This is a genomic window from Dactylosporangium sp. CA-052675 (assembly GCF_050947935.1).
Classification (GTDB): domain Bacteria; phylum Actinomycetota; class Actinomycetes; order Mycobacteriales; family Micromonosporaceae; genus Dactylosporangium.
Genome location: NZ_CP192010.1, coordinates 7,077,914 through 7,096,754, shown reverse-complemented (window position 1 = coordinate 7,096,754; position 18,841 = coordinate 7,077,914). Strand labels below are relative to the sequence as shown.

Genomic DNA, 18,841 nt, shown 5'->3' with positions numbered 1-18,841 from the left:
ACAGCTACTCACGGCGCGGGCAGAAGACCATGCAGCCACTCACGGCGGGGCCAGCGGACCGGGCACTGATGGCGCGGCGAACCGGCCGGTCCCGCCACGGGCGGCGTGGTCACTGGAGTGCGCAGCCACTTGCGGTGCGGCTGGAGGGTCACGCAGCCAGCTGCGGTCAGCGGGCCAGGCACCAATGGCCCTGCGAACCGGCCACCCCGCCATCGACGGTGCGGCCAGAAGCCACGCAGCCGCTCGCGGCAAGCGGTCAGCGGACCGGGCACTGAAAACGCGGCGAACCGGCCAATCCCGCCACCGACCCCGCGCTGGACGCGTCCACCCCCCCGGCCGGTCCATGGCCGCGCAGGTGCCGTTTGACGAGGGCCGGCGCCCGGCGTGACCAGCCGAACCGGCCGGATGCGACCAGCAGCGATCCCTCGTGGCGAACCCCCTCGGCACGACCGCGAAAGCAGCGGCAGCACGCCGCCGGGGCGGTCGCGGTCAAAGGGTCGGCTGCGGTGGTTGTGGCGACCGTGTCTCAGTAGGTGAGGGCGGGGGCGTCGGACTCCTGGCCGGGGAGTACGACGATGTCGGCCGGCGGGAGTGTTCGTGTCGCGGGGTCGTCGTCGAAGGTGATGTCGTAGGCGATCGGGGGGCCGGTCGCCGACCACTGGGCGCCGAGGATCGTGCCCTCGCTGTGCGGGGTTGTGCCGGGGCGGCGGACCCGGGTGCCCGGTGCGTGGCCGTCCTCGGTGACGATGAGGAGGGCGTCGAGGGTTTGGCGCGCGCCCTGCCAGGGGGCCGGGGGGACCTGGGGGTCGCCGGCCGGGTTCTCCGTCGGGGTGCACAGGCGGCGGTGGGCGAGGGTCAGCAGGTCGGCGGCGTAGCGGGTGGACGGTTCGGGGTGGTGCTGGGCCGCGGACAGGGCGGCGTCGATGCGGTGCCAGCGGGCGGCGGGGCGGTCGGACAGCAGGGCTCGGGCGGCTCGGTCCAGGTCGGCGCAGGTGGTGTCGACGGCGGTCTCCTCGCCGAGTTCGGCGGTCCAGGCCAAGTCGAGCGGGGACGGGACCAGGCCGGGGGACTCGTGGGCGATCGCCAGGTAGACCAGGGCCAGCAGCTCCGGGCGTAGGTCGCCGGCGTAGAAGTGCAGGCCGGCCGTCTCGCCGGGCGGGAAGCGGTCGGTCAGGTGCCGGGCGCGGCCTGTCGGGATGCGGGCGGCGATCCTCGTGGTGGCCAGCTTGTCGGCGGGTGTGCGGGCCTCGCGGGCCGCGATGGTCCAGCGGTCGCGGGACAGGGACGCCGGGTAGACGGTGCGGCCCGTGTTGGCCAGGGTCTCGCCGGGGGACAGGGCCGCGGCGGCGAGCTGGCGGGCGGCGATGGAGTAGGCGACGCCGGTCTGGGCGGCGTGGGCTCGTACGGCCCGGCGGCGGGCCCGGTCGCGGCCGGAGCGCGACCTGGGGCGGGTGCGTGGTGCCGCCGGTGCCGCCGGGGGAGTGGAGACCGGGGCGGGCGCGGGTTGCTCCGGCGGGGGTGGTGGGGTCTGGTCCTGCGGCTGGTCGGCCATCTCGAGTCCTCCGGCGTCGACCCACGCTCGCACCGATCGGACGGCTGATGCCTCCCGCCGGGCAGGGTTCGGCACTGCCCGGGCCGGTGCGCTGAGTCGGAGCCTCTTGGCCTCGGTCCCGGTCGGCGTGGGCGGCCGGGGAAGGCTCGGGCAGGCGCACTGCCCGGGCTCAGAATACCGCCTCGCTGCGCCGCGTGCCTGCCCCGCCTCGGCGCGGTACCGGGCGGACGGCAACGGCGCCGCGGGACGAACCCGGAACGAGACGCCGACCGTGCGCAAGCATCGCAGGAATCCCGCTCAACGCTTCAGGCCGACCGCGCCGTACCCGTGCGACGTCGGGTCCTCGCCCTCGGCCGGGCGCCACTGCCCGATCCAGACCAGGCCCGGGTCGACCAGTTCGAAGCCGTCGAAGAAGCGTTCGATCGCCGCGTGCGTGCGCGGGACGATGGGGGCGTTCGATCGGCGGTACACCTGCGTGCCCTGCTGGGCCGGGGCGGCGTCGACGCCGTCCAGGGTCAGGTGCGACACGACGAGGTGGCTGCCCGGCGCCAGGGCGTCGCGCAGCCGGGCGATGATCGACCACGGGTCGGCCTCGTCGGGGATGAAGTGCAGGATCGACACGAGCATGAGGGCGACCGGCTCGCCCAGGTCGAGGTGGCCGCAGACGTGCGGGTCGGCCAGCAGCGCCTCCGGGTCGCGCAGGTCGGCCAGGGCCACCGACACCCGCTCCTCGCCGTCGACCAGCGATCGGGCCTGCGCGACGGCCACGGGGTCGTTGTCGACGTACACCACCCGCCCGTCCGTGTGCTCGTGCACGTTGCCCTGGGTCGGCAGCCCCGCGCCGATGTCGAGGAACTGGCGCACGCCGGCCTCGCGGGACAGGTACCGCACCGCGCGCCGCATGAACCGCCGGTTGCCGCGCGCGGCCGCCGGCGTGTCGGGGAAGATCGCGAGGATCTTCTCCGCGGCCTCCCGGTCGGCGGCGAAGTTGTGGAATCCGCCGAGGTAGTAGTCGTACATCCGGGCGACGTTCGGGACCGTGGCATCGATCGTCATGGGCGCCACAATAGGGCCATCGGGGGTGCGAACGCGTCACTCGTCTTTTGTCCTGCGGCAAGTTCTTGTAAGGTGGACACGTCCCACCCCGCCGGGTGACGTATATCCCCGTGCGGCCGGGCCCGTCCAGACAGGGGCGGCTCCCCGGAGCGTGGCGACGCCGGAGGTCTGCGCCGGCGCTCAAGACACGGGCGCTGCATGCGTAATTCGACCGGGTTTCTCCCAGGCGCTGCACCCTGCCCTCGCAGCAGGGTTTCCCGCCTGCACGCCACCGAAACGCACATGCGTTGTGGCGCCGGTCGTTGCGGTACCCAAATGGAAGGCCACGTCAGCCATGAGCATCACCGTGGAACAGCACGATTCCGTTCAGACCCGGACCCAGGCGCCTGCCCAGACGCACGGCACCCGGGCCAACCGGGAGACCGACGCCCAGGCCAGGGCGCTGCTGTCGCTGATGGGCGACCTGCCGGCCGGCGCCGACCGCGACCGCGTCCGGGCCCGGCTCATCGAGCTGTACATCCCGCTCGCCGAATACCTCGCCCGCCGCTTCCGCAACCGCGGCGAGCAGCTCGAGGACCTCGTGCAGGTCGCGAACCTCGGGCTGATCAAGTCCGTCGACGGCTTCGACCCCACCCGCGGGGCGGCGTTCACCAGCTACGCGATCCCGATGATCGTCGGCGAGCTCAAGCGCCACTTCCGCGACAAGGGCTGGGACGTGCGCGTCCCGCGCCGGCTGCAGGAGCTGCGCCTGGAGATCAGCAAGGTCTCCGGCGACCTCGCCCAGGACCTCGGCCGCTCGCCGACCGTCGCCGACCTCGCCCACCGGCTCGGGGTCAGCGAGGAGGAGATCATCGAGGGGCTCGACTGCGGGCAGGCGTACCGCGCGCTCTCCCTCGACGCCCCCGTCGGCGACGGCGGGGACGGCGGCGCGAACGGCCTCGGCGACCTGCTCGGCGGCGACGACCCCGACATGCGCAACGTCGAGAACCGCGAGGCGCTGCGGCCGCTGCTGGCCCGGCTGCCCGAGCGGGAGCAGAAGATCATCGCGATGCGCTTCCACGGCAACCTGACCCAGTCGCAGATCGCGGCCGAGCTGGGCATCTCCCAGATGCACGTCTCGCGCCTGCTCGCCGGCGCGCTGCGCTCGCTGCGCGACCAGCTCACGCGCGAGGACTGACCCAGCCACTCCCACGGGTGCCCGCCCCGCGCGCTTCGGCGCGCCGGGCGGGCTCCTGCTTTACTGTGGACTTTATGGGCAAATCGGGCAAATCGCGTGAGTTGAAGTGGGTGTTACGGCCGAGCCACGCGGAGCTCGCCGAGCACGACGGCAAGGAGATCTACTCCTTCGGCGACACCGACATGGTGGGCCGGGTGGAGGTGACCCTCACCGACGGCACCCGCGTCCGCGTCCGGCGCACCGAGCTGATCCCCTGCTGACCATGACCGGCCCGCGGGCCGGTCAGCGGTGGAAGACCTGCCGGTACGTCGTCGGCGTCACGCTCGTCTGCCGCGCGAAGTGCACGCGCAGGTTCGCCGGGGTGCCGAAGCCGGTGCGGTGCGCGATCCGCTCGATGGAGTCGTCGGTGGTCTCCAGCAGCTCCTGCGCCAGCCGCACCCGCTGCCCCACCAGCCACTGCAACGGGCTCGTCCCCACGCTCTCGCGGAACCGGCGGGCGAAGGTGCGCGGGCTCAGCCGCGCCTCCCGGGCCAGGTCGGCGACGGTCAGCGGCTGGTCGAGCCGCTGCCGGGCCCAGTCCAGCGCGCCGCCGAGCCCGTCGTGGGCGCGGGGGCGCGGCGGCGGCGTGGCGAACTGGGACTGCCCGCCGTCGCGGTGCGGCGGCACGACCATGCGCCGGGCGACCTCGTTGGCGACGGCCGAGCCGTGGTCGAGCCGCACCAGGTGCAGGCACAGGTCGATCGCGGCCCCGGTGCCGGCCGAGGTGAACACGTTGTCCTCCTCGGTGTAGAGCACGTCGGGGTCGAAGGTGACGCGCGGGTACCGCTGGGCGAAGTCGAACGCGTTCATCCAGTGCGTGGTCGCGCGGCGCCCGTCGAGCAGCCCGGCCGCGGCCAGCACGTACGCCCCGGTGCAGATGGCCACGATCCGCTTGCCGCGCTCGTGGGCCGCGCGCACCGCGGCGACGAGGTCGCCGGGCGGGTCGACCTGCCGCGCCCGCGCGAACGCCGGGATGATCACGGTGTCGGCGTCGGGCAGGCACGACAGGGGATGGGGCGCCTCGACGCTCAGCCCCGAGCGCGCGGCGTGGCGGCCGGGGGCCGAGGCGGCGAAGCGCAGCTCGTACCACGGGTCGGCGAGGTCGGCGCGGTCGATCCCGAACACCTCGCACGGCACGGCCAGCTCGAACACCGGCATGTCGGCGGTGACGGCAACCCCTACGACGTGTCGGTCCATGGCAGAAATCTAGCGCAGAACGGCATTCCTGCCACTGGAGGCATCGGCGGTACCGCGGCGAAGATCTGCTGGTGATGACCGTCCCCCAAGGGGCGGCGCTGTCCATCGGAGCCGTGCTCGGCACCGGTGTCATCGCGCTGCCCGCGCTCGCCGCGCAGACCGCCGGACCCGCCTCCCTGATCGCCTGGGCGGCCCTGGTGGTGCTGTCCGTGCCGCTCGCCGCCACCTTCGCCGCGCTCGGCGCCCGCCACCCCGACGCCGGCGGGGTCGCCACCTACGCGCGGCGCGCCTTCGGGCACCGGGCCGCGGCCGTCGTCGGCTGGTCGTTCTACTTCGCGATCCCGGTCGGCGCGCCGGCCGCGGCGCTCTTCGGCGGCGCGTACGTCGCGGCGGCCGTCGGCGGCGGTACGACCACGACCATCGCGACCGCCGCCGCCCTCATGGCCGTGGTGACGGCCGGCAACCTCGGCGGCGTGCGCGTCTCCGGCCGCCTCCAGCTCGGCCTCGCCGCGCTGCTCGTCGCGCTGCTGCTCACGGCGACCCTCACCGCCCTGCCGCACGCCCGGGCGGCGAACCTGCACCCGTTCGCGCCGCACGGCTGGTGGGCGATCGGGCCCGCCGCCGCCGTGCTGGTCTGGGGCTTCGCCGGCTGGGAGGCGGTCACGTCGCTCGCCGCCGACTTCGCCCGGCCCGGCCGCGACCTGCCCCGCGCCACCGGGATCGCGCTGGTCGTGGTGGCGGTGCTGTACCTCGGGATCGCCGCCGCCAGCACCCTGGTCCTCGGCCCCGGGCTCGCCGCGGACGGCCGCGGCGGCGGCGCGCCCCTCGCCGAGCTGCTCGCCATCGGCGTCGGCGGCCAGGTGCGCACGATCGCCGCCGGCGCGGCCGTCCTGCTCACGCTCGGCACCATGAACGCCTACTACGCCGGCGCGGCCAAGCTCGGCGCCGCCCTCGGCCGCGACGGCGCGCTGCCGGCCTGGTTCGCCCGCGGGGCCGCCCCGGGCGCGGTGCCCCGCCGCAGCCTGTTGTTCGTCGCGCTCCTCGGCGCCGTGTCGCTCGTGGTGACCGCCGCGACCGGCACCGGGACCCGCGCGCTCGTGCTGCTCACGAGCGGCTGTTTCGTCCTGGTGTACCTCGTGGGCTCCGCCGCCGCCGTCAAGCTGCTGCCGAACAAGACGCTGCCGGTCATCGCGCTCGTCTCGTCCGTCGGGCTGATGCTCGTCACCGGCTGGTACGTCGCCGGTGTGCTCGTCATCGCCGCGGGCGCGCTGGCGTATACACGAAAGCGCGGCCGCGTTGTCGATTCGGTGCCGGCCCGATTGACGTAGGAGTGTCAGCACACACCCTCAGCTCGAGGAGACCTCGATGAGCCAGTACCTGATCCTGATCTACGAGGACGAGGCCGGCTACGCCACCGGCGACCAGCAGCTGTTCCAGGAGGTCATGGACGCCCACAACCGCTTCGCCGGGCAGGTCGGCGAGCTCGGCGGCACCCTGGTCGGCGGCAACGCGCTGCAGGCCACGAACACGGCCACCTCCGTGCGCGGCGACGTCGTCACCGACGGCCCGTTCGTGGAGACCAAGGAGGTGCTCGGCGGGTACTACCTGATCGACGCCAAGGACCTCGACCACGCCCTGGAGATCGCCAAGCTGTGCCCGGCCCGCTTCGGCGGCGTCGAGGTCCGCCCGGTGCAGGTCTTCGAGTAAGTCTTGCCGGAGCCGTCGCACGTCCGGTCGGCGATCGCCGACGCGCACCGCCGCGAGTGGGCCCGCGTGCTCGCCGCGACGGTGCGCGTCGCCCGCGACCTGGATCTCGCCGAGGAGTGCGTGCAGGACGCGTACGTCTCGGCGCTGGACGCGTGGCTGCGCCAGGGCGTGCCCGCCAACCCGGGTGCCTGGCTGACCACGGCCGCGCAGCGCCGGGCGTTGAACGCGCACCGGCGGGCGGCGACGCTCCGCTCGAAGCTGCCGTTGCTCGTGGTCCCGACGGATGCCGCGGACGTCTCGTCCTTTCCCGACGACCGCCTGCGGCTCGTGTTCACGTGCTGCCACCCCGCGCTCGCCCGCGAGGCCCAGCTCGCGCTCACCCTCCGCCTGGTGTGTGGCCTGACCACGGCCGAGATCGCCCGCGCCTTCCTGGTCAGCGAGTCCACGATGGCCGCCCGCGTGACGAGGGCCAAGAAGAAGATCGCGGCGGCCCGCATCCCGTACCGCGTCCCGTCCCCCGGCGAGCTGCCCGAGCGCCTCGACGCCGTGCTCACGGTCGTCCACCTGGTCTTCACCACCGGCCACACGGCCCCGGCCGGCGACACCCTGCTCCGCCCCGACCTGGTCGAGCGGGCCCTGGACCTGGCCCGCACCCTCTGCGCCCTGATGCCCGACGAGCGCGAGGCCACGGGGCTGCTGGCCCTGATGCTCCTGCACGACGCCCGCCGCGCGACCCGGACCGCCCCCGACGGCCGCCTGCTCCTGCTCGAGGAGCAGGACCGCGACGCCTGGGACCGCGCCGCCGTCGAGGAGGCCCTGCCGCTGGTCCGCGCCTCCCTGCGCGGCGGCCGCCCGGGCCGCTTCGCGCTGCAGGCGACGATCGCCGCCCTCTACACCGAGGCCCCGACGTACGCCGAGACCGACTGGCGCCAGCTGCTGGCCGTGTACGACCTGCTGCTGGCCGCCTGGCCGACCCCGGTCGTGGCGCTGAACCGCGCCGTCGTCGTCGCCATGGTGCACGGCCCGGCCGCGGCCCTGCGCCTGCTGGACGAGCTCGCGGCCGACCCCCGCCTGGCGGGGTACCACTACCTGCCGGCCGCCCGCGCCGACCTGCTGGCCCGCACCGGCGACCTCGACGGCGCCCGCGCGGCCTACACCGAGGCCCTCGAGCACTGCGACAACGCCGTCGAGCGGGCCTTCCTGGCGCAGCGCGGACAACGGATGGGCCGACCACCCCACACCCCAGGGTGATCGGCCCATCCGCGGCGTCACGCCGGCCCGTGGCAAGAACCGGACGACGCCATTCCCACAGGAGGGAGCTTGTTACGACACGGGCCTACCGCGAGACCGGCTCGATCTGGTGCTTGGCCGGCTTCACGAGCGAGGCGACGGCACCGATCAGCGCCATGCCGATCGCCAGCCAGAACACGATGACCAGGCCGTCGTGGAACGGGCCGGACACCAGGTGCGGGAAGAACTCCCGGCCGGTGAGGGTCGCCGCGTTCGACGCCGGCAGGGTGCCCAGCAGCTGCGGCCCGAGCAGCGACTGGATCGGGTTGAAGCCGAGGAACGCCGCGAACAGCGTGCCCACCGGCGGCAGGCCGGCGATCTGCTCCGCGGCCGGGGCCGGGACGCCCTGCGCGGTCAGGCCGGTGCTGAGCGAGTCCGGCAGCGACGTCGACAGGCCCGCGATCATGAGCGAGAAGAACACGCCGATCGACAGCACCATGCCGGCGTTCTGGAACGTGGCGCGCATGCCCGACGCGGCGCCGCGCAGGTGGGCCGGGACGCTGGACATGATCAGCGACGTGTTCGGGGCCGCGAAGAGGCCGCCGCCGAGGCCGTTGCCGAAGACCAGCAGCGCGAACGCCCAGTAGCTGAAGTCGGTCGGCAGGATGAGCAGGCCGCCGAACGACAGCGCCATGATGATCAGGCCGAACGCGGCGAAGAGCCGTGGGCCGTACTTGTCCGACAGGTGCCCCGCGACCGGCCCGGCCGCGAGGAAGCCGACGGTGAGCGGCAGCAGGTAGATGCCGGCCCACAGCGGCGTGGACTCGTAGGTGTAGCCGTGCAGCGGCAGCCAGATGCCCTGCAGCCAGATGATGAGCATGAACTGCAGGCCGCCACGGGCGATCGCGGCGAGCAGGCCGGCGACGTTGCCGTAGGCGAACGCGCGGATCTTGAACAGGCCGAGCGGGAACATCGGCTCGGCCACGTGGCGCTCGATCCAGGCGAAGAGGCCCAGGACCGCCGCGCCGCCGATCAGGCCGGCCAGCACCCACGGGTTCGTCCAGCCCTGGCTGTGGCCGCCGTACGGCTGGATGCCGTAGGTGATCCCCGCCAGGACCGCGGTCAGCCCGACGGCGAACGTGAGGTTGCCCCACCAGTCGATCCGCCCGGGCCGGCGCAGGCCCGTGTCGTGCAGGCTGCGGTACGCCCACAGCGTGCCGATGACCCCGATGGGCACGTTGACCCAGAAGATCGCCCGCCAGTTCCACTCGGCCAGCAGCCCGCCGAGCACCAGGCCGATGAACGAGCCCGCGATGCCGGCGACGATGTTCACCCCGAGGGCCATGCCGCGCTGGGCGGCCGGGAAGGCGTCGGTGAGGATGGCGGCCGAGTTGGCCATGAGCATCGCCCCGCCGACGGCCTGCAGCACGCGCCAGCCGATGAGCCACAGCGCGCCGCCGCCCCCGTCGAACGGGTCCAGCGACAGGGCGATCGACGTGACCGTGAACAGCGCGAAGCCGAGGTTGTAGATGCGCACCCGGCCGTACATGTCGCCGAGGCGGCCCAGGGTCACCACGAGCACGGCGCTGACGAGCATGTACCCCATCAGCATCCACAGCAGGTAGGACACGTTGCCGGGGGCGAGCGGGTTGAGGTGGATGCCGTTGAAGATGGCCGGCAGCGAGATCAGCACGATCGAGGAGTTGATCGTCGCGATCAGCATGCCGAGGGTGGTGTTGGACAGCGCCACCCACTTGTACTGCGGGTGGTCCTTGCCACCCGACAACGCTCCCCGGAAGCCGGACTTGCTGCCCCCGGGCGCCGCAAGGGTGTCGGTCACTTGGCGAGCCTCTCCAGCGCCGGCAGCGCAGCCGCGATCAGCGCCTCATCGTCGTCGGACACGTCGACCAGCAGGGCGGCGAGATGCGCGGCGCGCACCGACCGGCGGCGCTCGAGCAGCTCGGACCCGGCCCGGGTGATCCTGACCAGCACGACCCGGCCGTCGGCGGGGTCGGCGGCCCGGTCGGCCAGCCCTTCCCGCTCCATGCGCTGGACGAGCTGGGTCATGGCGGGCTGGGTGACGCCCTCCGCGGTGGCGAGCTCGGTGAGCCGCCGCGGTCCTTCGCGCTCCAGGCGCCGCAGCGTCGAGGCGGCCGTGAGGCTGATGTCGTTGGGTGGGTTGCCCTGCCGCAGGAGGCTGAACACGCGCTCGACGGCGACCGTCAGGCGCGCGGGATCCAAGGCGGTACGAGCTGCGGGCACACCCAATTCGTATCACGTACTTATAGAAGTGGCTTATGCAGTGTCGCCAAGTTCACCCGCTCTTGACAGCCGAAGACGCCGGTCGATGCGCTGGGCGCGCGTCGACCGGCGTCGTGCCGGTGCGGCCGGAGTTCGTGCGGCCGGGTGCGGCCGGGGCCGGTCGTGGTTCGGCTCGGCGGGGCGCCACCGGACCGGACCGGGTGGCTACATGCAGTCGGGGCTCTCGGTGATCGTGAGGCCGTCGACCAGGTTGCCGAAGCCGTCGTCCGTCGACGCGCTGGAGTCCGCGGTCAGCGTGACGCGGGTCGAGGTCTGGCCCGGGCCGGTCTTGTACCAGCCGTAGAGCCGCTTCCACCGCACGTCGTCCGCGGAGTTGGCGTAGGCGAAGGCCGAGCCGACGCCCATGACGCTCGTGTCGTTCTTCGGCGTGCGGCCGAAGTGGATCGAGGTCGCGTCCACGTCCTTGCCGCCGGAGGTGTCCCGCGCCCGGATCCAGAACGACCAGTAGATCTTCGTGTTCGGCTTGGTCTTGATGTCCTGGTAGATCGAGTTGCCCGAGCCGGTCGCGTTGAGCTCGGCGAACTGCTTGCCGAAGCGCGGCGCGACGCCCATGGCGCCGCCCCAGATCTCGATCTTGCCGTCCGGGTCGTCGGTGCGCCAGCCCGGCACGTCGTCCTCGTCGAACTGCATCCAGTCCTGGCCGCCGAGCTTCGGCGACTCGAAGCCGCCGTCCACGGTCATCTCCCGGCACGCCATCGGGGCGGCCTTGGTGTGCGCGTGCTTGGGCTGGCCGAACGTGGCGCCGCCGCCACCCGGGCCGTGCCCCGTGCCGGCCGCGTGGGCGGGCGCGCCGATGAGCGTCGCCAGGAGCGTCGCCGCGCCGATGGCGGGCAGCATCCGGTTGTGCTTGAGCATGGTTGTTCCCCCGTCGTCCGCCACGGCTGCGCTGCCGTGGCACCTCCGACGTGAGCCAAACACGCTTATTCGGGCAAAGACGGGCGGATCAGGGAAATTCCGCATTTCGGGCAGAGTTATGCGGCCGTTCGTCGGCGCGCGGCTCGCCGGGCGAAGAGCCGGGCCACAGGCTCGGCCGCGCGGGCCGCGATCGGGCCCAGGATGGCCAGGATCAGCACGTAGGCGGCGGCGAGCGGGCCGAGCTTCGGATGGCTGCCGGCCGCGACCGCGAGCCCGGCGATGACGATGTTGAACTCGCCGCGGGGCAGCAGCGCGGCACCGGCGCGCACCCGCCCGGTCAGCGCGACCCCGGCCCGCCGCGCCGCGATCCAGCCGGTGGCGAGCTTCGAGACGATCCCGCACAGCGCCAGCAGCGCGGCCACGCCGAGCACCGGCGGCAGCGCGCGCGGGTCGGTCTGCAGGCCGAAGAAGACGAAGAACACCGCCGCGAACAGGTCGCGCAGCGGGGTCAGCAGCTGCCGGGCGGTGTGCGCGAGCGGCCCGGACAGCGCGATGCCGACCAGGAACGCCCCGACCGCCGCCGAGACCTGCAGCAGCTCCGCCGCCCCGGCCACGAGCACGGTCAGCCCGAGCACCTTGAGCAGCAGCACCTCCTCGCTCTCGCTGGCCACGAAGCGCTCCACGACGGTGCCGAACCGCAGTGCCACCAGCAGCACGAAGCTGATCGTCGCGGCGGCCAGGGCCAGGGTCGCGGTGCCGCCCAGCACGCCCACGCCGGCCAGCAGCGCGGTCAGGATCGGCAGGTACAGCGCCATCATGAGGTCCTCGAAGACCAGCAGCGACAGCACCACCGGCGTCTCGCGGTTGCCCAGCCAGCCGAGGTCGCCGAGCACCTTCGCGGTGATGCCGGACGACGTCACGTACGTCACCCCGCCGAGGGCCACGGCGGCGACCGGGCCCCAGCCCAGGATCAGCGCGGCCGCCACGCCGGGCGCCGCGTTGAGCACGAGGTCCACCAGGCCCGCCGGTGCGCAGGTGCGCAGCGTGCCGACGAGCTCCGGCGCGGTGTACTCCAGCCCGAGCGTGAACAGCAGCAGGATCACGCCGATCTTGGCGCCCGCCGAGATGAACTCCGTGCTCGTGTTCAGCGGCAGCACCCCGCCGGCCCCGAAGGCGAGGCCGGCGACGAGGTACAGCGGGATCGGCGAGATCGAGAACCGCAGCGACACGGCGCCGAGCAGCCCGAGGGCGAGGATCACGGCGCCGAGCTCGACCAGGATGGTGTCGTGGTGCACGCGCCCCTACCCGTCGATGAGCAGTGCCGCGACGCCCTCGACCCCGGCGGCGGTGCCGACCGCGACGATCAGGTCGCGCGCCCGCAGCCCGAAGTCCGGCCGCGGGCTCGCGATCACGTCGTTGCCGCGCACCACCGCCACGATCGACGCGCCGGTGCGCGTGCGGGCCTTGGTGTCGCCCAGCGTCCGCCCGGCGTAGGGCGAGCCCGGCGCGATCACGAGCTGCTCGGTGACCAGCCCGGCGACCTGGCGCTGCATCTCGGCGAGCTGCTCGACGATGCGGGCGGTGCCGAGGTACTCCGCGATGGCGTTCGCCTCGTCGGCGTGCAGGGCCACCGAGACGACGCTCGTGTCCGGGTCCCCCTTGTCGTAGACGACGAGGTCCCGGCGGCCGCTGCGGTGCGACACGATGCCGATCCGCCGCCCGCGCGCCGTGGTGACCACGTGGCTGGTGCCGATCCCGGGCAGGTCGATGCGCTCGACGTCCATGGACTCATGCTAAAAGCGAAGAAGCTCCGCAAATGCCGGTTTCACCCGAGAATGGCGGCCGCCAGCTCGTCGGCCGCGCGCCGCACCCCGGCGGCGATGTCCTCGGCGTGGTCGTGGGTGAGCCGGGACAGGGGCGCCCCGCAGCTGATCGCGTCGGTGACCGGCAGCCCGTCCACGCGCACCGCGGCGGCGATGCACCCGACGCCGGGAAGCACCTCGCCGCGCTCGTACGCCACCCCGCGCGCCCGGCACTCGGCGAGCGCGGCGTCGAGCTCGGCCCGATCGACCACGGAGTCCGCGGTGTGCGCCCGCACGCCCGCGGCCAGGATCGCGTCGAGCTCGGCGGCGTCGCGCCCGGCCAGGATCGCCCGCCCGCTGGCCGCGGAGATGGCCGGGAAGCGCCGGCCGACGACCGGCCCGCCGAGGTCGTGGGCGGACTCGCGCACGGCCAGGCACACGATCGCGGCGCCGTCGAGGCGCACGAGCCGGATCGACTCGCCGAGCTGGTCGCGCAACCGGCCCAGGATCGGCCCGGCCAGCCGGGCGGTGCGGTCGGCGGAGAGGTAGGCGCCCAGCGGGCGCAGCGCCCCGACGCCGATCGCGTAGGAGGAGCCCTCGGCGTCGGCCTCGACCCAGCCGCGCGCGACCAGCAGCGCCAGCCGCCCGCGCAGGATGGGCTCGGGCAGTCCGATCTGGCGGCACAGGGCGTCGATCGTCATCCGATCGGGCGCCGCCGCCAACCGCTCGAGGAGATCCAGGGTCGGGCTCTCATCGGCCATTCGCCGTCTGTTCCCATCGCGGGCGCGAACAAAGAAATTGGACTCATTCCACTCTAGCGCCCCGGCTTCACCAGAGGGAACGGCAGCGTCTCGCGAATCGTCCGTCCCGTCAGCAACATGACGAGCCGGTCCACGCCCAGCCCCAGCCCGCCGCTGGGCGGCATCGCGAACTCGAACGCGTCCAGGAAGTCCTCGTCGAGCTCCATCGCCTCCGGGTCGCCGGCCGCCGCCCGCAGCGACTGCGCGGTCAGCCGGGCCCGCAGCTCGACCGGGTCGACGAGCTCGGTGTACGCGGTGCCGAGCTCCATGCCGAAGGCCACGAGGTCCCAGCGCTCGGCCAGCCGCGGGTCGTCGCGGTGCTGGCGGGTCAGCGGGGAGACGTCGACGGGGAAGTCGGTGTAGAACGTCGGCCGTACCGTCGCGCCCTCGACCAGGTGCTCGTACAGCTCCAGCACCAGCTGCCCGTGGGTCCACCCGTCGAGCCAGGCGATCGAGAGCTTGTCGGCCAGCTCCCGCAGCTCGGTCACGGTCGAGTCCGGGGTCACCACGGCCCCGGCCGCCTCCGACACCGCGGTGTAGACGGGCACCACCGGCCACTCGTCGCGCAGGTCGACCACCCGCTCCTGCCCCGCGAACTCGCGCCGCAGCACCGGCTCGTCGCCCGCGGCGGCCAGGATCAGCTCGCGGACCAGCCCGCGCATGGTGGTGTAGTCGCCGTACGCCTCGTAGGCCTCCAGCATCGTGAACTCGGGGTTGTGGGTCGCGTCGACGCCCTCGTTGCGGAAGTTGCGCCCGATCTCGAAGACCCGCTCGACACCGCCGACGGCGAGGCGCTTGAGGTACAGCTCCGGCGCGATGCGCAGGTAGAGCCGCATGTCGTAGGCGTTGCTGTGGGTGACGAAGGGCCGGGCGTTCGCGCCGCCGTGGATCGGCTGCAGCACGGGGGTCTCGACCTCGACGTACGCGTGCCCGTGCAGCGCCCGGCGCAGGGCGAACGTCACGGCGGAGCGGGTGCGGACCATGTCGCGGGCGGGCGGGTTGACGATGAGGTCGACGTGGCGGCGGCGGACCATCGCCTCGGGGTCGGCCATGCCCCTGTGCTTGTCCGGCAACGGCTGCAGGCACTTGGCGGTCAGCTCCCACGCGTCGGCGAAGACCGACAGCTCGCCGCGCCTGGTCGTGCCGACCTCGCCCACGACCCCCACGTGGTCGCCGAGGTCGACGGTCGCGGCGAACTCGGGCCGGCCGGTGAGCACCACCTGCAGGTCGCCGGTCCAGTCCCGCAGCGTGGCGAAGCACAGCCCGCCGTGGTCGCGCAGGCGGATCACCCGGCCCGCGAGCGCGACCCGCTCGCCGGTGCGCGCGTCCGCGGCCAGGCCCGGGTGGGCGGCCCGGATCTGCAGCGCGCTGTGGGTGCGGGCGAAGCCGGGCGGGTACGGCTCGATCCCCGACGCCCGCAGCGCGGCGAGCTTCGCGATGCGGATGCGCACCTGCTCGGGCCGCTTGCGCAGGTCCGGCCCGGCCCCGGCGGCGTCGGTGCCCCGAAGGGCGGCCAGTTCCTCGTCGGTGATGACGAGATCGCGCCGGTCGGCGGCGAACGGCGACGACTTGCCCCGCCGCAGCAGGGTGCGCAGCGACGGTACGACCACGAAGCCCTCGGCGACGCCGGAGGCGAGCCCGACCTTGGGCAGGTCGCGCACGTCCTCGAAGCACAGGTACCGGGGCAGCCACTGCGGGTTGTACTTCACGTTCGAGCGGTACAGCGACTCGAGCTGGAACCAGCGCGACGCCACGAGCAGCATCGCCCGCCACAGCCGCAGCACCGGCCCGGCCCCGATCCGGGCGCCCTCCTCGAACACCGCCCGGAACACCGCGAAGTTCAGCGACACCCGGTGCACCCCGATGCGCGGCGCCTCCCGCATGAGCGTGGCGACCATGGTCTCGATGAGCCCGTTGTCGGACTGCCGGTCGCGGCGCATGAGGTCCAGCGACAGCCCGCCGGCGCCCCACGGCGTGAACGACAGCAGCGCCACCTCGCGCCCGCTCGCGTCGTGGGCCTCGACCAGCACGCAGCGCCCGTCGTTCGGGTCGCCGAGGCGGCCCAGCGCCATCGAGAACCCGCGCTCGGTCTCGGTGTCGCGCCAGCGGGCGGCGAGCTCGATGATCCGCGCCATCTCGTCGGCGGGGATCTCGGCGTGCCGGCGGATGCGCACCGTGTAGCCGGCCCGCTCGACCCGGTGCACGGCCTGGCGCACCTGGCGCAGCCGCGGCGAGTCGAGGTCGAAGTCGCGCACGTGCAGGATGGCCTCGTCGCCGAGCTCGATCACGCGCAGGCCGCCCCGCGCGAAGGCGGTCGCGCCCTCCTCGCTCGCGCCCATGACGGCGGGCGTCCAGGCGTACTCGCGCGCCTCCTGCAGCCACGCCTCGATCGCCGGTCCCCAGGAGTCGGGGTCGCCGAGCGGGTCGCCGCTGGCCAGCGACACCCCGAAGACCACGCGGTAGGTGATCGCCGAGCGGCCCGACGGCGACAGGATGACCTCCTTGTCGCGGCGGGTGGCGAAGTACCCCAGCGAGTCGCGCTCGCCGTGCTCGGCCAGCAGCCGGCGGACCGCGCGCTCCTCGTCCGGGTCCAGCGAGGCGATCATGCGCTGGGAGCGCAGCAGGGCGAAGAGGGCCGCGAAGAGCGCGATCGCGCCGAAGGCGCCCAGCACCAGGTTGACCCAGCCCGGGGCCCGGCCGTGGCGCCCGACGTCGAAGCCGAACGCGCCGCCGAGCACGATGCGGCCGCTGTACCCCAGCCGCTGGATCCCGTGCCCGAGCGAGCCCGGGAACAGCTCGACCAGCCCCCAGCCGACCGCGGTGAACGCGACGAGCAGGATGCCGAGCGTGGCGAGGGCCTTGGGCAGGCTGGCCGGCTGGACCTTGGCGTCGAACTGGGGCCGGCCCAGCCACAGCAGCGCCAGCAGGACCACGGTCACCCCGAGGTTCACGGCCGCGGCCGTCGTCCCGTGGAACGGCAGCCGCAGCTCGCGGGCCTCGGCGCCGCGCTCGCCCAGGTCGGAGAGCACGAACAGGTCGTACAACCCCTGCACCGAGAAGATGATGACCAGCAGCCAGAACGCGATCCGTTTGCGGTTGTGCACACCCGCGGCGAGGGTCACCAGGAACGCCGCGTAGCCGACGTTGGCCGGGGCCGGCACGAGCAGCGCGTCGATGCTGGCGCGCACCGGGTGGACCCGGGAGCCGAGCGCCACGCTGACCGCGGCGGTGGTGCACAGGACCGCCACGACCATGAGGCCGGCCGCGAACCAGTCCGGGATACGCTCTCGCTTCACCGGGCCATCATGCCCCGTTGGCTCAACTGTGTTCCTGGATGTACCGCTTCGGGTCCTTGTCGGTGAACGTGAGACCCTTGCCGCTCGGGTGCTCGCCGTAGAAGGTCAGCCACTGCTCGCCCAGCTCGATGCGCAGGCGCATCCCCGCGTGCTTGCGGAAGTCGGGCAGCACCTCGTCCTCCTCCTCGGTGAGGTGCTCGCTGTTCTCCTTGCGCGCGTCCCAGACCGCCTTCCACCAGGCGTCGGAGCCGACCTTGTGCTCCTTGGCCGCCTCGATCGCGTCGCGGATCTTGTTGTGGTCGCGGATCGCGTCGTCGGTCTCCTCCTCGGCCTCGTCGGTGTGCTGGCGCAGCAGGTGCGGGTAGAGGATCCGCTCCTCGGCCTCGGCGTGGATCTCCAGGTGCAGCGCGAGCGCGTCCCAGACCGCGGCGAGCTGCTCCTCGCCCTCGGCGTCGTCGAGGCGCGCGAAGGCCCGGCGGAAGGCGGCGTGGTCGTCCAGGATCAGCGCGGTGATGTCGTCCATCCCGACTTCATCACCTGGCCCGGGGGTTTTCAAACCGCCCTCAGCCGGCGGCGTCCAGGTCGTAGCCGCGCTTGGCCAGCTTCGTCTCGATCGTGTGGCAGACCTCCTCGAGCACGGCCACGCGCGCGTACCGCTTGCTGTCGCCGGGCACGACGCTCCAGCGGGCGCGCGGCCGGTCGGTCTTGTCGAGCATGTCCTCGACCGCGGCCTCGTAGTCCGCGCGGCGCTCGCGGTTGCGCCAGTCCTCGTCGGTGAGCTTCCACGAGCGCAGCGGGTCGTTCGCGCGGTCCTCGAACCGCCGCAGCTGCTCCTCGGGCGAGACGTGCATCCAGAACTTCATGAGGATCATGCCCTCGGCGGTGAGCGTGCGCTCGAACTCGACGATCTCGGCGTAGGCCCGCTTCCACTGCTTCGGGGTGGCGAAGCCCTCGACGCGCTCGACGAGGACCCGGCCGTACCAGGAGCGGTCGAGCACGGCCATGCCGCCCCAGCCGGGCAGGACGGCCCAGAACCGCTGCAGGAAGTGGTGGCGCTTCTCGTCGTAGGTCGGCGCGGCGAACTGCGCGACGCGCACGTGGCGGGGGTCGAGGGGGGCGACGAGCCGCTTGATGGTCCCGCCCTTGCCGGAGGCGTCCCAGCCCTCGAAGAGGATGCAGAGCGGCGGCCCGATCTTGTGCTCGCCGAGCTGGCCGCCGAGCAGCAGGCGCAGGCGCAGCAGCCGCTCCTGCGCCGCGGCGAGCCGCTCTTCTCCCTTCTCGCGCGAGAGATCGGCCGAGAGATCGACTTTGGAGAGTCGGCTCATGCTGCAGTACCTGCCTCCGGTCCGGAAGGTTCGCCCGGCGTCCAACTGCCGTTCGTCCTCGTGTCCTCAGCCTGTCACAGCGGTGATCACTCCGCACCGGGCTGGGCCACCACCCGCACGCACCGCCGGCCCCGGGGAGCCGCCGAGCGCCCGCGTAACCGGTGCCGGAATCGCCCCCGCCTTACCGGCACTGACCCGTGCGTGCTGGTGACATCACGTCGGGTGTTGCCTATGCTTGGCTCAGACATTGAGGTCTACGCCTACTTGTCGATCGATACCTGGGGGAATGCGTTGTGAAAGAACCCGAAGCGATCAACGGCGCCGACACCGTGTCACCCGTGAACCAGGCCGGCCGCTGCCTGCTGCACCAGATTCCTGCCGCGGCGACCGCGAAAGTCGTGTCGCGCGTCGTCGGTCTCCGGGACCAGGCCAGTCCGGCCGTTGCCGCCTTCAGCTCGCGCATCTAGGACCGCAGCGCCGCTG

Annotated in this window: 18 protein-coding genes; 6 read left to right on the top strand and 12 right to left on the bottom strand. The window is 73.3% G+C overall.

The features are described from left to right. Window positions 1–526: 526 nt before the first annotated feature. Together ACQP1P_RS31635 and ACQP1P_RS31630 are read right to left on the bottom strand one after the other, a co-directional pair. Complete coding sequence (locus ACQP1P_RS31635; protein ID WP_433076380.1) at window positions 527–1,552, bottom strand: hypothetical protein; 1,026 nt, start codon at window positions 1,550–1,552, stop codon at window positions 527–529. A 297-nt stretch (window positions 1,553–1,849) separates the two neighbouring features. Next, a complete protein-coding gene (locus ACQP1P_RS31630; protein WP_433076379.1) occupies window positions 1,850–2,608 on the bottom strand; it encodes an SAM-dependent methyltransferase in 759 nt (252 codons plus the stop codon). Window positions 2,609–2,942: 334 nt separating this feature from the next. On the opposite strand from ACQP1P_RS31630, the gene ACQP1P_RS31625 reads away from it, so the two are divergent. Next, the gene (locus ACQP1P_RS31625; RefSeq protein ID WP_433076377.1) at window positions 2,943–3,785 is read left to right on the top strand and encodes a SigB/SigF/SigG family RNA polymerase sigma factor; all 843 of its coding nucleotides are present in this window, start codon (window positions 2,943–2,945) and stop codon (window positions 3,783–3,785) included. A gap of 101 nt (window positions 3,786–3,886) precedes the next feature. Then, the gene (locus ACQP1P_RS31620) at window positions 3,887–4,045 is read left to right on the top strand and encodes a hypothetical protein (protein ID WP_433076375.1); all 159 of its coding nucleotides are present in this window, start codon (window positions 3,887–3,889) and stop codon (window positions 4,043–4,045) included. Window positions 4,046–4,067: 22 nt separating this feature from the next. On the opposite strand, the gene ACQP1P_RS31615 is transcribed toward ACQP1P_RS31620, so the two are convergent. After that, on the bottom strand, window positions 4,068–5,021 hold the full coding sequence (locus ACQP1P_RS31615; protein WP_433076373.1) for a GlxA family transcriptional regulator: 954 nt from the start codon (window positions 5,019–5,021) through the stop codon (window positions 4,068–4,070). A 74-nt stretch (window positions 5,022–5,095) separates the two neighbouring features. Here ACQP1P_RS31615 and ACQP1P_RS31610 point away from each other — a divergent pair, with 74 nt between their 5' ends. From ACQP1P_RS31610 to ACQP1P_RS31600, 3 genes are all read left to right on the top strand, one after another. Beyond that, window positions 5,096–6,349, top strand: coding sequence for an amino acid permease (locus ACQP1P_RS31610; protein ID WP_433076371.1), 1,254 nt, complete (start codon window positions 5,096–5,098; stop codon window positions 6,347–6,349). 37 nt (window positions 6,350–6,386) lie between these two features. Continuing rightward, window positions 6,387–6,728 (top strand): YciI family protein, encoded by a 342-nt coding sequence (locus tag ACQP1P_RS31605; protein WP_433076369.1) that lies wholly within the window; start codon window positions 6,387–6,389, stop codon window positions 6,726–6,728. 66 nt (window positions 6,729–6,794) lie between these two features. Then, window positions 6,795–7,979 carry an RNA polymerase sigma factor gene (locus ACQP1P_RS31600; protein ID WP_433090182.1) on the top strand — a complete coding sequence of 395 codons (1,185 nt, stop codon included), beginning with the start codon at window positions 6,795–6,797 and terminating at the stop codon, window positions 7,977–7,979. Window positions 7,980–8,064: 85 nt separating this feature from the next. Here ACQP1P_RS31600 and ACQP1P_RS31595 read toward each other — a convergent pair whose 3' ends face one another. From ACQP1P_RS31595 to ACQP1P_RS31555, 9 genes are all read right to left on the bottom strand, one after another. Beyond that, the gene (locus ACQP1P_RS31595) at window positions 8,065–9,798 is read right to left on the bottom strand and encodes an MFS transporter (RefSeq protein ID WP_433076367.1); all 1,734 of its coding nucleotides are present in this window, start codon (window positions 9,796–9,798) and stop codon (window positions 8,065–8,067) included. Beyond that, on the bottom strand, window positions 9,795–10,220 hold the full coding sequence (locus ACQP1P_RS31590; protein WP_350613440.1) for a MarR family winged helix-turn-helix transcriptional regulator: 426 nt from the start codon (window positions 10,218–10,220) through the stop codon (window positions 9,795–9,797). Before ACQP1P_RS31590 ends, ACQP1P_RS31595 begins: the two co-directional genes overlap by 4 nt. A 204-nt stretch (window positions 10,221–10,424) precedes the next feature. Next, complete coding sequence (locus tag ACQP1P_RS31585) at window positions 10,425–11,135, bottom strand: hypothetical protein (RefSeq protein WP_433076365.1); 711 nt, start codon at window positions 11,133–11,135, stop codon at window positions 10,425–10,427. Between the two features lie 116 nt (window positions 11,136–11,251). Beyond that, a complete protein-coding gene (locus ACQP1P_RS31580) occupies window positions 11,252–12,430 on the bottom strand; it encodes a cation:proton antiporter (RefSeq protein WP_433076363.1) in 1,179 nt (392 codons plus the stop codon). 6 nt (window positions 12,431–12,436) lie between these two features. Next, on the bottom strand, window positions 12,437–12,919 hold the full coding sequence (locus ACQP1P_RS31575; RefSeq protein WP_433076361.1) for a cation:proton antiporter regulatory subunit: 483 nt from the start codon (window positions 12,917–12,919) through the stop codon (window positions 12,437–12,439). 41 nt (window positions 12,920–12,960) lie between these two features. After that, on the bottom strand, window positions 12,961–13,698 hold the full coding sequence (locus ACQP1P_RS31570; protein WP_433076359.1) for an IclR family transcriptional regulator: 738 nt from the start codon (window positions 13,696–13,698) through the stop codon (window positions 12,961–12,963). A gap of 53 nt (window positions 13,699–13,751) precedes the next feature. Next, window positions 13,752–16,991: a bifunctional lysylphosphatidylglycerol synthetase/lysine--tRNA ligase LysX gene (lysX, locus tag ACQP1P_RS31565; protein ID WP_433090180.1), complete on the bottom strand. Its 3,240-nt coding sequence runs from the start codon at window positions 16,989–16,991 to the stop codon at window positions 13,752–13,754. 64 nt (window positions 16,992–17,055) lie between these two features. Then, window positions 17,056–17,556 carry a hemerythrin domain-containing protein gene (locus ACQP1P_RS31560; RefSeq protein ID WP_433076357.1) on the bottom strand — a complete coding sequence of 167 codons (501 nt, stop codon included), beginning with the start codon at window positions 17,554–17,556 and terminating at the stop codon, window positions 17,056–17,058. A gap of 40 nt (window positions 17,557–17,596) precedes the next feature. Next, the gene (locus tag ACQP1P_RS31555) at window positions 17,597–18,358 is read right to left on the bottom strand and encodes a polyphosphate kinase 2 family protein (protein ID WP_433076355.1); all 762 of its coding nucleotides are present in this window, start codon (window positions 18,356–18,358) and stop codon (window positions 17,597–17,599) included. A gap of 338 nt (window positions 18,359–18,696) precedes the next feature. Between ACQP1P_RS31555 and ACQP1P_RS31550 the strand changes: the two genes are divergently transcribed. Beyond that, window positions 18,697–18,825 (top strand): hypothetical protein, encoded by a 129-nt coding sequence (locus ACQP1P_RS31550; RefSeq protein WP_433076352.1) that lies wholly within the window; start codon window positions 18,697–18,699, stop codon window positions 18,823–18,825. Window positions 18,826–18,841 lie beyond the last annotated feature (16 nt).

Bases quoted from the DNA above. Each gene is read 5' to 3' on its own strand.
- ACQP1P_RS31615 (WP_433076373.1), bottom strand. From the start codon at position 5,021: ATGGACCGACACGTCGTAGGGGTTGCCGTCACCGCCGACATGCCGGTG.
- ACQP1P_RS31560 (WP_433076357.1), bottom strand. From the start codon at position 17,556: ATGGACGACATCACCGCGCTGATCCTGGACGACCACGCCGCCTTCCGC.
- ACQP1P_RS31610 (WP_433076371.1), top strand. From the start codon at position 5,096: ATGACCGTCCCCCAAGGGGCGGCGCTGTCCATCGGAGCCGTGCTCGGC.
- ACQP1P_RS31555 (WP_433076355.1), bottom strand. From the start codon at position 18,358: ATGAGCCGACTCTCCAAAGTCGATCTCTCGGCCGATCTCTCGCGCGAG.
- ACQP1P_RS31575 (WP_433076361.1), bottom strand. From the start codon at position 12,919: ATGGACGTCGAGCGCATCGACCTGCCCGGGATCGGCACCAGCCACGTG.
- ACQP1P_RS31605 (WP_433076369.1), top strand. From the start codon at position 6,387: ATGAGCCAGTACCTGATCCTGATCTACGAGGACGAGGCCGGCTACGCC.
- ACQP1P_RS31585 (WP_433076365.1), bottom strand. From the start codon at position 11,135: ATGCTCAAGCACAACCGGATGCTGCCCGCCATCGGCGCGGCGACGCTC.
- ACQP1P_RS31570 (WP_433076359.1), bottom strand. From the start codon at position 13,698: ATGGCCGATGAGAGCCCGACCCTGGATCTCCTCGAGCGGTTGGCGGCG.
- ACQP1P_RS31625 (WP_433076377.1), top strand. From the start codon at position 2,943: ATGAGCATCACCGTGGAACAGCACGATTCCGTTCAGACCCGGACCCAG.
- lysX (WP_433090180.1), bottom strand. From the start codon at position 16,991: ATGGTCGTGGCGGTCCTGTGCACCACCGCCGCGGTCAGCGTGGCGCTC.
- ACQP1P_RS31630 (WP_433076379.1), bottom strand. From the start codon at position 2,608: ATGACGATCGATGCCACGGTCCCGAACGTCGCCCGGATGTACGACTAC.
- ACQP1P_RS31635 (WP_433076380.1), bottom strand. From the start codon at position 1,552: ATGGCCGACCAGCCGCAGGACCAGACCCCACCACCCCCGCCGGAGCAA.